General features: G+C 35.8%; 12 protein-coding genes. 4 read left to right on the top strand and 8 right to left on the bottom strand.

Annotation, left to right across the window (positions count from 1 at the left end):
• Positions 1-265 precede the first annotated feature (265 nt).
• From lpxC to AB1422_01260, 3 genes are read right to left on the bottom strand one after another with little or no spacing between them, the layout of a single operon-like run.
• On the bottom strand, positions 266-1099 hold the full coding sequence (gene lpxC / locus AB1422_01270; protein ID MEW6617976.1) for a UDP-3-O-acyl-N-acetylglucosamine deacetylase: 834 nt from the start codon (positions 1097-1099) through the stop codon (positions 266-268).
• Complete coding sequence (gene lpxD / locus AB1422_01265) at positions 1080-2117, bottom strand: UDP-3-O-(3-hydroxymyristoyl)glucosamine N-acyltransferase (GenBank protein ID MEW6617975.1); 1038 nt, start codon at positions 2115-2117, stop codon at positions 1080-1082. The genes lpxC and lpxD overlap by 20 nt, the downstream gene beginning before the upstream one ends.
• Positions 2117-2683 carry an OmpH family outer membrane protein gene (locus AB1422_01260; protein MEW6617974.1) on the bottom strand — a complete coding sequence of 189 codons (567 nt, stop codon included), beginning with the start codon at positions 2681-2683 and terminating at the stop codon, positions 2117-2119. Before AB1422_01260 ends, lpxD begins: the two co-directional genes overlap by 1 nt.
• Before the next feature lie 228 nt (positions 2684-2911).
• Here AB1422_01260 and AB1422_01255 point away from each other — a divergent pair, with 228 nt between their 5' ends.
• Complete coding sequence (locus AB1422_01255) at positions 2912-3121, top strand: hypothetical protein (protein ID MEW6617973.1); 210 nt, start codon at positions 2912-2914, stop codon at positions 3119-3121.
• 170 nt (positions 3122-3291) lie between these two features.
• On the opposite strand, the gene AB1422_01250 is transcribed toward AB1422_01255, so the two are convergent.
• The 3 genes from AB1422_01250 to AB1422_01240 form a co-directional block, all read right to left on the bottom strand.
• Complete coding sequence (locus AB1422_01250) at positions 3292-5688, bottom strand: DUF2723 domain-containing protein (GenBank protein ID MEW6617972.1); 2397 nt, start codon at positions 5686-5688, stop codon at positions 3292-3294.
• Between the two features lie 227 nt (positions 5689-5915).
• Entirely contained in the window at positions 5916-8141 is a 2226-nt protein-coding gene (bamA, locus tag AB1422_01245) for an outer membrane protein assembly factor BamA (protein MEW6617971.1), read from the bottom strand.
• Entirely contained in the window at positions 8142-9260 is a 1119-nt protein-coding gene (locus AB1422_01240; GenBank protein ID MEW6617970.1) for a glycosyltransferase, read from the bottom strand.
• A gap of 333 nt (positions 9261-9593) precedes the next feature.
• On the opposite strand from AB1422_01240, the gene AB1422_01235 reads away from it, so the two are divergent.
• Positions 9594-10247, top strand: coding sequence for a site-2 protease family protein (locus AB1422_01235; protein MEW6617969.1), 654 nt, complete (start codon positions 9594-9596; stop codon positions 10245-10247).
• Here AB1422_01235 and AB1422_01230 read toward each other — a convergent pair.
• Complete coding sequence (locus tag AB1422_01230; GenBank protein MEW6617968.1) at positions 10244-10405, bottom strand: hypothetical protein; 162 nt, start codon at positions 10403-10405, stop codon at positions 10244-10246. The two genes, AB1422_01235 and AB1422_01230, sit on opposite strands and share 4 nt — an antisense overlap.
• A 94-nt stretch (positions 10406-10499) precedes the next feature.
• Between AB1422_01230 and trpS the strand changes: the two genes are divergently transcribed.
• Positions 10500-11483, top strand: a complete 984-nt coding sequence (gene trpS, locus AB1422_01225) for a tryptophan--tRNA ligase (protein MEW6617967.1) — start codon at positions 10500-10502, stop codon at positions 11481-11483.
• A 33-nt stretch (positions 11484-11516) separates the two neighbouring features.
• On the opposite strand, the gene AB1422_01220 is transcribed toward trpS, so the two are convergent.
• Entirely contained in the window at positions 11517-12620 is a 1104-nt protein-coding gene (locus AB1422_01220; GenBank protein ID MEW6617966.1) for a pyridoxal phosphate-dependent aminotransferase, read from the bottom strand.
• 428 nt (positions 12621-13048) lie between these two features.
• Here AB1422_01220 and mnmA point away from each other — a divergent pair, with 428 nt between their 5' ends.
• On the top strand, positions 13049-14113 hold the full coding sequence (mnmA, locus tag AB1422_01215; GenBank protein ID MEW6617965.1) for a tRNA 2-thiouridine(34) synthase MnmA: 1065 nt from the start codon (positions 13049-13051) through the stop codon (positions 14111-14113).
• Positions 14114-14638 lie beyond the last annotated feature (525 nt).

Raw genomic sequence — 14638 nt, 5'->3', positions numbered from 1 at the left:
ACACGGATGAAACACTGAAAATTCGTAATTCGTGTCCGTAATTAGGCTGAAGGCTGAAGTGTTTTTCTCCTTCTGACTTTTACTTCTATCCTTCTTGATTCTCTGCCAGTGGAGGAAATTTCCACCCCCTAACCCCCGCCAGCGGGGGACAACCTGGCTATGACCTCTGTCTTCTGTCCTCTGCCTTCTATCTTCGGACCTCTGTATTTATCCGTGCTAATCCGTGTTAATCAGTGGCTGAATAGTTACAGATTGGAATAATTTCCTACCTGTTCGGGGAGTCTTGAGACACTATATCCCTGATTAATTTTAAGTTTAACTCATGACCTGATTTAACCGCAATTATATGACCTGAAATAGGCTGACCAATTACACTAAAATCTCCAATTAAATCTAATATTTTATGTCGGACAGGTTCATTATCAAATCGTAAATTATCATTTAAAATTCTATCTTCACCGATAATAATTGCATTATCCAGACTTCCTCCTTTAGCCAGTCCCTGGGCATAGAGAGTTTCTACTTCTTGTAAGAAGCCAAATGTTCTTGCAGGAGCAATTTCTTTTATAAATACCTCTTTTGTAATAACAAAATCGGCAAATTGTGCCTTGATTAAAGGGTGGTCAAAACAAATAGTATAGGTAATTCTCAATTCACCTGTTGGTAAAAGGACTATGTGTTTATCTTTCATAGAAATCCAACAGGGCTGGTTAGGACAAAATATCTTTTTGGGCTTATCCTGGCTTATAATTTCGTCTTTAAGAAGTTCAACAAAAGGCATAGCACTTCCATCTCCAACTGGGACTTCATCACCATTTATCACTATTTCAATATTGTCAATTCCTAAACCCATTAATGCAGACAATAAATGTTCTACAGTATGAACCTCTGCTTCATTTTCTTTCAGACTAAGTTCTCTTGAGGTCTTATTGACATTTTTCAGGCAGGTTTTTATTCTGGGATTACCCGGTAAGTCTTTACGAACAAAAACAATTCCGTTATCTACAATAGATGGTTTGAAGATTAACTGGATATTTTCCCCTGTATGCAACCCTATTCCTGAATATTCTAACTCGTTTTTAATCGTTTGCTGTTTCAATCTTCTCTATCCTCTTTTCCAACTCTTTAATCTTCTTAACTATCTCAGGTAGTTTTTGTGTCAATGCCTTTATTTTTATCTCCTGGTGATGTTCTTGAGCCGGGAATCCAGAGATAATTAAATTTGGCCCTATATTTTTAATTACGCCAGCCCGCGCGGCAACGATAGTATTTTCTTGAATGACCACATGGTCTGAAACTCCAGATTGGCCGGCTAAAGTTACATTATCTTCTATCGTCACACTACCTGAAATACCTACTTGAGCCACAATAATGCAATTTTTACCTATTTTGGCATTATGCCCAATATGGACAAGGTTATCAATTTTTGTTCCTCGACCAATAATAGTCGAGTCAATGGTTGCTCGGTCAATTGTTACACACGCACCTATCTCCACATTATCTTCAATCAGGACATTTCCCTTCTGCAGGATTTTTACATACTGGTTATCATCCGTTTTAACATACCCAAAGCCATCACTCCCAATTACCGACCCACTGTGAATAATGACGCCTTCGCCCAGCGTTACTTTTTCATAAATTGTTACATTGGGATGAATAACAGAATTTTTCCCAATAACCACATCATTCCCAATGGATGTTAAAGGATAGAGGCTAACATTATCCTTTATTTTTGCAGAATCGCCAATGACACAATAAGCACCCACACTAACTTTTTTACCTATTTCAACATCTTTTCCAATAACTGCGGTTGGGTGTATTCCTTCAGGAGGTCTAATGGTGGGGATGAAAAGCTCAAGTAATTTTGACAGGGCTAATTTAGGATTATCGACAATAATTTTCGCACATAAGATAGTATCTTTATCTTCTGGCAGGATTATTGCTGAGGCAAGAATTTTATCCGGTTGAGTTTTTTTTAATTCTTTTTCAGAAGTGATAAATGTTATATCCCCTTTTTTAGCCTGGTTAAGGGATGCTATTCGAGAAATAGGTATATTTTTATCACCTATTATTTTTCCATTTACAAACTTAGCAATTTCATCTAAGGTTTTGGTCATTATTTTTCTAAAGGAGTGGTTTGCTTTTCCGTCGTCGATTTTGGTTTAATTTTGGCAATGACATCCTCAGTAATATCCAGCGTTTCATCCGCATATAAAACATAATTATTCTCTAAAATAATATCTATGCCTTTTTCCTGTGCGGTTACTTTAATAAGTTGATATACCTTTTCTGTTATTCCCTTAGTTAGTTCTTCTTCTTTTTCATTTAGATATTCTTCAGCCTCCTGGCTATATGTCATTGCTTCTTCTTTCTTTTTATCAATTTCTTTTTCAATTTTTGCCCTTTCCTCATCACTTAACAAAAGATTTGATTTCATGCTCTCTTCTAATTTTCTAATTTCTTTAGAGCGGTTTTCCAACTCTTTTTTCCTTTCATTTAATTCTTTTTTTAACAATTCTTGTGCCTTTTTCGCCTCTGGATGTTCCTCAAAGATGCGTCTTCCATCAACAATCCCAACTTTAGGTATTTTCTGAGATAATACCTCTTCTTCTTGTGAATATACTATTTTAGATACTCCTAAAATCAGTAGTCCACTTAACATTAAAATAGTTACTTTTTTCATTTATCTTTCTCCTTTTTTCTTTTAAAAGAAATTCATTTCTTTCTATTGTAAATTTTACCATAATATTCCTCTTTTTGTCAAGGGAAAAATAAAAAATTTTTCCACCTCTACAGGTAACTTTAGACCTGTGTCCGAAAAGGAGATATGGAGATAAAGGAGATAAGGGGATATATTTAGGAGTTTTTGGTGAAATGGTTAGGGTTAGGATGTTAGTTTGGTTTAGGGGTTATGAAGTTAGTCTTTTTGCACAACCATCCTGACCTAACTCCTGAGTCTGTCAGAGCCTGCCCTGATGAAAATCAGGGAGCAGGCTTCCATACCAACCCTGGCCTGGCGCCAGGCCAGGCTTCATTAACCATAACCTTTTGCCCAATTATCCAGGGGATTTATAATCTCCATTTCTTCCTTATCTCCTTATCCCCCTTCTTACATTTTTAAGGTAAGGGAAGAATAATAATCTTAAACCTACCTGCACAGGTCGATATTTTTCGTTCAATTCGCTAAATTCGATTACCTAAATCTTGTATAATTATATCAAAAAAAACATTTTGTCAAGCATTTTCAGAAAAAATTTGGTAGTTTTAAATCATTACATCAATAGCTACCAGTTATTTTTTCCCTATTGCCTTTAATATTTCCTTAACATAGACATTACCTGGGTCTATTTTGAGAATAGTGTTGCATTCCTGTAATGCATGTTTTAATAATCCTTTTCTGTAATAAGCGGTAGCTAAATTTCGACGGCAATTAATATCTACTGGATTTATTTTTAGAGCCTCTTTAAATTCTGTTATTGCTAATTGATACTCATGACATGTGCTATAAATACATCCCATAATATTCCTCAAGGAGGAATTATTAGGGGCCATTTCTAATGCTTTTTTATACACATCAATGGCTTCTAAATAGAACTTTTCTTTTTGATTACGAATATTAAGTAAAAGATAATAATTCTCTAAAAGATGAATATTAACCTCTCTGGTAATTTTTATATATTTATCTAACATTTCATTATAGAAATTTCCATATGGGATAAAAAATGAAATCTTCTCAGGGCATATTTTTATTTTAAGGACTTTTTTAAATTCCTCAATAGCTTCTTGATATCTTCTTTGGTAAAAATAAATAAACCCTTGAAGATTAAGAGAAGAGAGATAAGCTATAACTATTTCTAATGTTTGTCTTGGGTCTTTAAAGATTTTGTTATTATCCGTAATTCCCCTAATAATTATTCGATTTTTTCTTGAATGCAGCGATAAATTTTCCTTCCCTGTTTCTTTTTTTATAACCTTACAAAAAATCCCTTTGGGAATTAAAAAATAATCATCTCCCAATGTCTCAGGCTTTACAAATACTGACCGATTTATTCCTTTATCAGATATTATTTTATCAATCATAATTTTTTTTACATTTTCTGGGCTAATTTTATCAAGACAAGAAAAAGTACTTAAGTCTATATCAGGATATTTTTCTTTAAGTATCTCATCATACCATTTCCCCTTATGAATTCCAGAGAAACTATCTACTAAAAATATAGGAAGAATTAAAGCAACTTCAGGATATCGATTTTCACAATATTTAAGATAAGAAACAGGAAAAATTGTTCTATCACCCTCTAAAAATATAATCGCCTTTTTATCTAATGAAGATAAAATCTCACAACCATAATCGTAGGCAAAATAATAATCCCTCTTATTATTATAAGGATAATGGATTAAAAAAATAGTAACTACAACACCAAAGAATAAAACAGAAAATATTATCCTTTTTTTTACGAATTTATTAAGAAATATAATACCTAATCCAAGAGTTATACTAAAAATAATATATAATGGAAAATAATAATCCTCTATATTTCGAATAGAATATCTACTGGCAACTAATAGGTTTATTATTACTACAACTATAAAAAATAAACCAATGATTTTTCTCTTTGCCAATAAAAAGAAAAGACCTATTAAACTAATCCACCAAAAATACTGAGTAAATTGATCACTTAGAAAATAAGGTATATGGAATAAATTCTCATAAATCTGATTTAAGGATGAGACAAAGTAAGATTTATACCATTGTCCAGAAATATGAGCAATAAATCTCTTCAATGTCTGTGGATCACCCCAATTATAATCGGGAGATAGACTTGCACATATAGGTAAATATAAGTATAAGAACATCGGTAAGATAAATAGGCAAAGCATTTTCAGTAGGGAGTAGGAAATAGGAAATAGGGAGAGTTTTTCTTTTCTCCATTTTTGCCAGTAAACTGTTATGATAAATAATATGCTTGCTGGAAGTAAGTAGATTGTTTGCATATGATGGGTGAAGGATAAGCCGAGGGTGAAAGCGAAGAGATAGAGGTATTTAGTCGGTAATCGGTGATCGGTAATCGGTAGAATTGTCTCATGCCACTTTAGTAGGATGAAAATTAGTAATGTTGCAAACAAAGCATTGAGTGTGTATTTTTCTGCTATTACTGCCTGTTCCCAGAATGTAGTAGCAAAGGCAAGCATTAGTGCTCCCACTATCGCAGGAATGAGATTAGAAATAGAAACGGAGAAAGGGAGAAAGGGAGAATTGGAGAAAATTTTTTTTACTGTCCACTGTCTACTGTTCACTGTCAACTTTAAAATGATAAAGTACACCATCATACACGCTAATGAGGCACATAAAGCAGAGGCTAAATTCATACGATATGCAATGTTTCCTATCGGCAGAATAGTCATCCATAGTTTTCCAAGCAGACAGTAGAGAGGATAACCCGTTGGATGTGGAATACCCAGAACATAAGCCGCGGTTATCATATCTCCAGAGTCATGAAATCCAATTGTAGGAGTTAAGGTATGTTGATACACTATCCAGCAGATAAAAAATACCAGTATCCCCCCCGCATAATCTATCACATTGAAAGGACTTGAAACAATTGGTTCATCCTTCGGTATAAGAAACTTTGGAATCCTAAATTTAACCCACTTCCTCTTTTTCTGTCTCCTCTCTTTCTTTCCCATATCTTCACCTCATCATTCATCACTTAAACTGATAGGAAATTGCTTTTATACTCAACAACGGCACAAATTAAGATTTTTTAATAGTCACCCTAATAGCCAGGTGATATAGAGTTTTGAAACATATACTTATAAATACCATATTGTAATCTTTAAAATCTTTATCATTACTCCTTTATATCGTTATATTTTCTACTCGCACAGGTCGAAAATTTTCGCAAGTTCATCTGCTAAAAATACGAGCCAAAACTGATGTGTGCCTCCGGGTCACCTTTAAAATGTCCTGGTGCGTCTGATAGTCCCCAGGCATAATCTAAACGGATAGGACCAACTGGGCTTTTAAATCTTATCCCAAGTCCTGCTCCATATTTTAAATCCTTAAATGAGGTAATGTCAGAGGCATCTTCCCACACATTCCCGACATCAACAAATAAACAACCAAATATTTCCTTACCAATGGGATGGCGATATTCAACATTGCCCACAAGCATAGATTTGCCACTGCCTGATGAAGGATAAATAGAGCGGTCACGGTATCCTCTAACGCTGTAAGGACCACCAATACGGAATTTTTCGTAATCAGGTATTTCTTTGTGTTCAGCCAGATTAGTAACCAGACCTAATTTAGTATGTAAGGCTAAGATAAACTCCTTCCAACTGGGGATAAACCAACTTCCTTCAAAAGTCGGTTTATAAAAATCTATATCTCCGCCAAGAAATCCACCAGCAACTTCGTTGGATAGTTCAATTTTATAGCCTGCGGTGGGATGAAAAAGTATCTCTTCGCCCCTTTTTGTATTTCTCTTAAAACTAATCTCCAGGCTACTTGAGAGCACATATTTCCCCTCTCCCCATTTTTCTACCCAGTCTTTGATACTCTTCGGGGCATCGGATTTGACACTTAACATACATGTCCTGTCATATTTATATTTAAAATCAATACGATTATGGGTTCCAAGCGGTTTACCTATTCTGATTGCCCCGCCCCGTTTTTTATTGGTATATTCATCTTCTTTTTCTGTTGTGTGCCAGATGTCAAACCCAACAGAAGTTGGCTTATCACGAAACCACGGGTCAGTAAATCCAATTTCATAATTTAACAATTTTTTCCCAAATTCTGATTTAATAGAAGTAGAATAACCTTTGCCCCAGAGGTTATTTTTAGTGAATTCTATTGTTCCAAATAAGCCCGGTTTATTACCATAAGAGGTAGAAAACATAAGGTTCCCTGTTTTGCCCTCTTTAACTTCGATATCTAATATTTTTTTATCTTCTTGAGAACCTGGCAGGATGTCAAATTTTACGAATTCAAAATAGCCTAAGTTAATTAATGCCTGTCGGCTTTGTTTGAGTTTTTTCCCATCGAACATCTCACCTTCTTTGAGTAAAAGCTCTCGTAAAATGACTTTATTTTTAGTGTGGGTGTTGCCTGAAAGGGTAATTCTTTCAATATAACTTATACCCCCTTCTTTGATTTTATAAGTGATATTTACCAGAGCGGTTTTATTATCAAACTCTGGCTCAGGGATGACTAAAGTCGTAACATAGCCTTTAGCAAAATATGCCTCTTTAATATTATTCCCATCGACGACAATTGAGCGAAGATTATAAATATCGCCTATTTTTGTCTTCACTAACTCTTTAAGCTCATTATCCGTGAAGATTGTATTGCCACTAAAACTTATTTTTTCGATTTTGAAAAGGTCGCCTTCTGAAATATTGATGTTAATCACAATTCCACCTTTTTCTTTAACATAAGATACCTCTGGTTTTTGAATACTAATCATTGGGTAGCCATTAGTTTTATAAAATATGAGTAGTTTTTCTATATCCTCATTTAATTCCTTTTCCTTATAAAAATCACCGGTGGAGGTGGTCATTTTCCATTTAAGTTTAAAGGTAGAAAATGCCTCGTTGCCCAAAAGATTAATCTCTTTAATCTTGACTTCCTTACCTTCCTCAATCAAAAAAGTAACTATTCGTTCATCATCATCTATCCTGTAATCTATTTTGACTAAATAATAACCTTTATCTCTGGCGAAATCAGTAAGTTTTGTAATGGATTCTTTTATGTCTTTCAGGCTAAGTGGTGCACCTGTTTTTACGGTAATCTCTTTTTTTAAGTCTTCTTCTTTTAACTCTTTAATCCCATCAAACTTAATCTTTGAAACAAGGGATTTTTCTTTAACGATGAAGACTATTGATAGTCCTTCGGTTTCTTTTTTTAGTTCTATTTTAATATCAGAGAAATAGCCTGAATTATAAATATTTTTCAGGTCATTATCAACCTTTGTCGGATTATATTTGTCGCCGATTTGTGTTTTAATGAGACCAAGAATGGTTGAAGTTGCCACTGTTTTGTTCCCTTCTATCTGGATGTTTGTAATATTATTTTCCTGGGCAAATAAAACTTGCGTCATAAAAATAATGGGTAATAAAAAGGTTACTTTTCGCATTTATTCATCACCTCGTATAATTTTAGCGATATTATAAACTGCTTTTATGTTAGCAAATTTTTCATTAATTTTGTGTTGCATTTCTCGTAGGGTTTCTTTTTCAGTAATTAGTTTAATAATTAGTCCTGGAATTTCTGCCTGGTTCTCAGGTTGGATAACCACACCTGCTTTTAGTAATATATTCACATTCCATGTTTCCTGTCCTGGGACAGCCTCGGTCAGGATAATCGGTATTCCTTTGGTCAATGTCTCTGAAATAGAAGTTCCACCTGGTTTCGTTACGACCAGGTCTGAGGCGGACATCAATTCCTCCATATTTTCTACAAAACCAAAGATTTTGGTTTTTATTTTAAGTTGATTAGCAATTTGGGTTAATTTTGCCTTTAACTCCTCATTTTTACCCGCAACGACTAATAATTGCAATGGGAAATCCATCCCCATAAAACCCTGTAATAGTTTTGCTACTTTTCCCATACCATATCCACCGCAGAGGATAAGCACTACCTTCAGGTCTTTTTGTAAGTTGAATTTTTGGTACAGGGCATTTTTATCCTGGGGTTTAAAAAACTTTGGGTCAGTTGGGAGTCCGCCACTAATCCTGATTTTTTCATCGGGAATCCCTTTATTTTTTAAATGAATTGCTACTTCTGAAGATGGTAATATAAATAAATCTACATACTTGTTTATTCCCATTGGATAGACATGGTAGTCGGTCACAACTGAGATGAGAGGTAAATTAATCAATCGTTGCTTTTTGAGTTCTCCCACACCATTGGCAATAAATGGATGTGTCGAAACAAGAATGTCCGGGTTAAATTGGTCAATTACAAGTTGACTACTTCGAGCATAGATTCGTTTTAGATACCATCTAATCGGGCTATAAGCAGAGGATAAAATTTGACTATTATAAATCCAACCCCAGAAAGGCGGGGTATAATTAGCCAGAAATAAATAACCATGATTGAAAAATTGTTGTAGTTTTGGACCGGTAGTACTCATTGGGTCAATTGTTTGGACCTCGACATCATTATATAATTCTTTAATTCCTTTAGCAATAGCCTCTGCGGCGCGGATATGTCCCATACCGGCTAAGACGGTTAAAATAACTATTTTCTTCAAGTTTTTTCTTCTCCCACCTCGTCGCTTACAGAATTTTCTCCATGGATAATCTTCCATCTGGAAAGACGGTTTGTCTGGAGGCAATTTGTGAATTCTTGACACTCGACACAACAAGTCTGAGCTAAATTTTTTTGTGCCAGAATCCACTTGCGAACACAATCATTAGATTTATGACATTTATAACAACAGTTTAACATTATTTGAATTATACCATAAAAAAATAGAGATTGCAAGCAAAAAATATCTTAAGTGGTAAAATTTAATTGACTTGTGAGGAGAAGTATGATATACTAAAAATCAGTGGACATTGGAATTTACTTGTGGAGATGATAAATGAATCAGAATATTTTAGAGATACTTTTAATCGCACCACCTATCCTTTTTGCAATTACCATTCATGAATTTAGCCATGGGTTTATTGCGGATAAACTTGGGGATTCGACTCCCAGACTTTCTGGCAGGCTGACGCTTAATCCTCTGGCACATCTTGATTTAGTTGGGACTTTGATGTTTTTTCTTGTCCATATTGGTTGGGCAAAACCAGTACCAGTCAATCCAAATAATTTTCAAAATCCAGGAAAAGATATGTTCTGGGTGGCTTTAGCAGGACCTCTATCGAATTTAATTAGTGCCTTTGTTTTTGGCATGCTTTTCCGTGGACTGATATTTTGGGGCTTACCATTAGTTTCTCAAGAACAACTTTTTCTTATTCTTGAAGTCTTACAAATCTTAGTTTTCTTCAATCTCATTTTAGCCGTTTTTAATGCTATCCCTATTTTCCCTTTAGATGGCTATCAGATTTTATCAGGACTTTTACCTGTTCAACAATCCTATGAATTTAGTCGATTTGCCCCTTATGGTCCTTTTATCCTTGTCGGAATAATTTTAATCGGGCAAATGATAGGATTCCCTATTCTCTGGAAAATAATTGGTCCTTGTGTGCAATTTCTTAACTTTTTATTTACAGGACATCAGATGTCACTTTAATTTTGTGGTAACTGTTCAGGCAGTTCTTTACCGCAGAGACGCAGAGAAACAGAGAGGAAAATATTTCCACCTGTGCGGTTAAATGTAAAATGGATAATGTAAAATGAAAATGTATAACTGAAAGGTAATGAGTCTTGCGAAGTACTAAAATTTCCCATTTTTCATTTCCTATTTTACATTTTACATTTATTTTTCCTTTGCGTCTCTGCGATGAATTAGTCTAATCGCACAGGTGGAAAAATAGGAGGTATGATGGATAAGTTACGGGTATTAAGTGGGATGCGGCCAACTGGCAGGTTACATCTAGGGCATTTGTTAGGTGCCTTGAATAACTGGAAGGAATTTCAGGATGAATATGAATGTTTTTATATGATTGCTGATTGGCATGCCTTGACAACGGCTTATGCGGATACTGGTGAATTCCAGGAAAATATCCAGCAGATGCTTATAGACTGGTTGAGTTGTGGGATAGACTGGCAGAAATGTGTGATTTTTCGCCAGTCGCAAATCCCGGAGCATGCGGAGTTACATATCCTTCTGTCAACGATTACGCCACTCCCCTGGTTAGAACGGTGTCCTACTTACAAAGACCAGCTGAAAGAATTAGCCCAGTTAGACCTACACACCTATGGGTTTTTAGGCTATCCAGTGCTTCAGGCGGCGGATATTCTGATTTATAAAGCCAATATTGTTCCGGTTGGTGAAGACCAACTCCCTCATCTTGAATTAACCCGCGAGATTTGTCGAAGATTTAATTATTTATATAGTGAGGTATTTCCTGAACCTGCGTCAAAATTAACTCAAACACCTAAACTTCCCGGTGTAGATGGACGCAAGATGAGTAAAAGCTTTGGGAATTGTATCTACCTGTCAGACTCAGATGACCTGATAGTGAAGAAGGTAAAGAATATGATTACCGACCCGGCAAGGATTCATCCAACGGACTCAGGTCATCCAGAGATATGTGTGGTTTTTGCCTTTCATCAGGCTTTTAATAAAAAGGGTGTCGAGGTGATAAAACAGGAATGCCAGGAGGCAGAAAGAGGTTGTGTGAAATGTAAGGAGGAATTAGCCCAGATATTAATTTCTTGCTTAAAACCTATCCATGAGGCACGCAAAAAATTCGAGATAGCCCCACTTGAAATTATAAATATATTAGATGAAGGTAAGAAAAAGGCAAGAGAAATAACTTCTAAAGTCATGCTCGAGGTCCGCCAGGCAATGAAGATTTACTGATAATAACTGTATCTCCTGAATATTGACTGTTGTTTAGTTTTCTGCTACTCTAATTAGTATCTCAATCCCTTTTTGAATTATCTCGTCTTTTGTAGCAAAGGATAATCGGAAGTTAGTATCCTGTTCTGAAAAGATATTGCCTGGAATGATTAATAGATTTTTAGCGATTGCCTTTTCAACAAATGCCGTTGCTGTTATTCCCTCAACCTGTGGGAATATATAAAATCCCCCACCAGGCTTTTCAACCTTAAAATAATCTTTTAACCCCTCATAAACCAAATCTCTCTTCCTTCGGTATTCTTCAATATATTTACTTATATCACAATCAAGTGCCTTAATTGCGGCAATTTGAGCAAAAGAAGGGGCACAGACAAAACTATATTGCTGTAATTTAGTCATTTGCTGAATGATTTCACCTGGTCCTGCGGCATAGCCCATTCGCCAACCCGTCATTGCATAAGCCTTAGAAAAACCATTTAAGGTAATTGTCCTGTCATAAATACTCCCAATACTAAAATGTTCTCCTTCATACATAAATTCTTCATAAACTTCATCTGATATTACCACTAAATCATTCTCTTTAGCTACTTTTGCAATTCCCTCTATCTCAAGTTTGGAATATGTTTTACCCGTGGGGTTTCCCGGAGAGTTAATCACAATCACCTTTGTCTTTGCAGTAATTGCCTCTTTTACCCGGTCAATATTCAAACTAAAATCAGGATATGTATTAATATATATTGGTCTTGAGTCGATAAAATTTATCAGATGTTTATACATAACAAAATATGGGTCAAAAATAATCGCCTCATCATCTTTATCGAGCAAAACATAAAAGGCTAAAAATAACCCGCCAGAAACACCACTTGTAATTAAAATATCCTTTGGATTGACATTAATATTATTTTTATCTCGTAGTTTTTGGGCAACCCTTTCTCTTAATTCTAAAATACCTTCTGTTTGAGTATATCTATTAAATCCAGCATTGATAGCGTTAATTGCCTCCTGTTTAATTTCTGCGGGCACATCAAAATCTGGCTGGCCAATACTAAGATTAATAGGATTTTGTAGTTGACTGGCTAAATTGAATACCTTCCGAATACCAGAAGAATCAATTTTATTCATCCTGGTAGAAATCATTTTTTACCTCCGCGTAAAAGATTAGTAACCGTTCACCGCAGAGACACAGAGACGCAGAGAAAAAATTAAAATCTATTCACCAGAGGCAGAAATTTCCTTTTTTGTGCATTTCGGGACTTTCGTTGTTTATTAATCTTTTAATACGGACTTTCGACTAACTGTTTTTAAGCCTTTTTAAACACCGAAAAACACGAAAAAAAAGATATTTTCCTCTCTGTTTCTCTGCGTCTCTGCGGTAAAGGATTACCTGAACGGTTACAAAGATTATAGCACAAAGAAGCAAACCTGTCAACAAATTTACTATGGTTTTAATTGTTGACAGAATTATTCAAATTTGTTAGAATAGTGCAAGTAAAGAAAAACAATGAAAGTCGGAGTTGGTTTTAGCCAAAATTCGTGGTTCATTTTTAAGGAAATGAGGTCTAAGAATGGCAAAATGTGTTGTAGTAGCTATGAGTGGTGGTGTAGATTCATCGGTTACCGCCTATTTGATTAAAGAGATGGGGTATGATGTTATTGGTGTAACTATGGAGATACTTAAATCAAGTTGCCAAATTGAAAAGCTAGATACCTGCTGTTCATTACAATCTTTTGTAGATGCCAGAGATGTGGCAAAGAGATTGGGCATCCGACATCATATCATTGATTGTAAGGCAGAATTTGAGCAAATGGTAGTTAGCTATTTTGTAAAGGAATATCTGGCTGGTCGAACTCCCAATCCATGTATCATCTGCAACTCCAGAATAAAGTTTGACATCCTGCTGGCTAAGGCTAAGGAATTGGGGGCAGACTATCTGGCAACGGGTCATTATGCCAGGCTCGAAAAACAAAACAATCGCTATATAATCAAAAAAGGGATTGATACAACCAGAGACCAGTCCTATTTCCTGTATAAACTTTCCCAGGAGCAATTATCTCAGGCAATGATGCCGTTAGGGGATTATCAAAAGCAAGAAGTTCGAAAGATAGCGGTAAGACTGGGACTCAAAGTCGCAAATAAACCTGAATCACAGGAAATATGTTTTATTCCACAAGGAGATTATCGGAATTTTATTCAACAAAGAATTAAAGATGCATTTAAACCAGGTGAAATACTGGATAAAAATGGGAATATTTTAGGCAGGCATTCGGGAATTGCATTTTTCACCATTGGTCAGCGTAGAGGACTTGGCATTGCCGCAGGCAGACCCCTTTATGTGATAAGCATAGACTTAAACAGAAATGCAGTCATCGTAGGTGATGAATCTGACCTGTATCGAAATAGTCTAATAGCCGGTGAGTTAAACTGGGTGGCGATGGAAAGGTTTGAATCTGAAATGGAGGTAGTGGCAAAAATCCGATACCTGCATCCGGAAACCAAAGCCATCATTCATCCAGTAAATAATGATAAGGTAGAGGTCGTGTTTAAACAACCTGTTCGAGCAGTGACGCCAGGACAATCAGTAGTCTTCTATAAAGACGAGGTGTTACTTGGCGGTGGAGTAATTGAGTGAGTGGAAAAAATGGGTGAGGGATATGGAATAAACTCTATGTTCAGGGCTAAAGCCCATTACAGCCCATAGATGGAATGCTATGAAATACAAAGGAAATGGGTAACTATTCAGCCACTGATTAACACGGATTAGCACGGATGAATAGCAGAGGGCAGAAGGCAGAAGGCAGAGGGCAGAGGGCAGAGGACAGAGGACAACAGGAGAAAAACCCTTCAGCCTGATTACGGACACGGATACCGGACACGATTTACGAATTTTCAGTGTTTCATCCGTGTCCATCTGGGGCTGAATAGTTACGGAAATGGACACCGCCCAGACGCAGAGTCGCAGAGAAAAAATCCACTTAGCGTCCTTTGCGCCTTTGCGAGAAATCTAAAAGTTTTGTAACCGTTCAGGTATGTCAATGGCAATTGAAAACTGAGCCATTTTTGGCAATTGAAAATTGACCCAGGGGGCTCCAATAATCCATCAAATTTGGCAATGAAAATTGACCCACCCCCCAACGCATTTGTGTTACGAAATTTC

Source organism: bacterium, assembly GCA_040757115.1.
Classification (GTDB): domain Bacteria; phylum UBA9089; class CG2-30-40-21; order CG2-30-40-21; family SBAY01; genus JBFLXS01.
The sequence above is the reverse complement of the archived record's forward strand: the minus strand, read 5'-3'. Positions and strand labels throughout refer to the sequence as shown.

Excerpts from the sequence above, each read along its gene's own strand:
- lpxD (MEW6617975.1), bottom strand. The coding sequence starts at position 2,117 with ATGACCAAAACCTTAGATGAAATTGCTAAGTTTGTAAATGGAAAAATA.
- AB1422_01260 (MEW6617974.1), bottom strand. The coding sequence starts at position 2,683 with ATGAAAAAAGTAACTATTTTAATGTTAAGTGGACTACTGATTTTAGGA.
- AB1422_01255 (MEW6617973.1), top strand. The coding sequence starts at position 2,912 with ATGAAGTTAGTCTTTTTGCACAACCATCCTGACCTAACTCCTGAGTCT.
- AB1422_01250 (MEW6617972.1), bottom strand. The coding sequence starts at position 5,688 with ATGGGAAAGAAAGAGAGGAGACAGAAAAAGAGGAAGTGGGTTAAATTT.
- bamA (MEW6617971.1), bottom strand. The coding sequence starts at position 8,141 with ATGCGAAAAGTAACCTTTTTATTACCCATTATTTTTATGACGCAAGTT.
- AB1422_01235 (MEW6617969.1), top strand. The coding sequence starts at position 9,594 with ATGAATCAGAATATTTTAGAGATACTTTTAATCGCACCACCTATCCTT.
- AB1422_01230 (MEW6617968.1), bottom strand. The coding sequence starts at position 10,405 with ATGGGAAATTTTAGTACTTCGCAAGACTCATTACCTTTCAGTTATACA.
- trpS (MEW6617967.1), top strand. The coding sequence starts at position 10,500 with ATGGATAAGTTACGGGTATTAAGTGGGATGCGGCCAACTGGCAGGTTA.
- AB1422_01220 (MEW6617966.1), bottom strand. The coding sequence starts at position 12,620 with ATGATTTCTACCAGGATGAATAAAATTGATTCTTCTGGTATTCGGAAG.
- mnmA (MEW6617965.1), top strand. The coding sequence starts at position 13,049 with ATGGCAAAATGTGTTGTAGTAGCTATGAGTGGTGGTGTAGATTCATCG.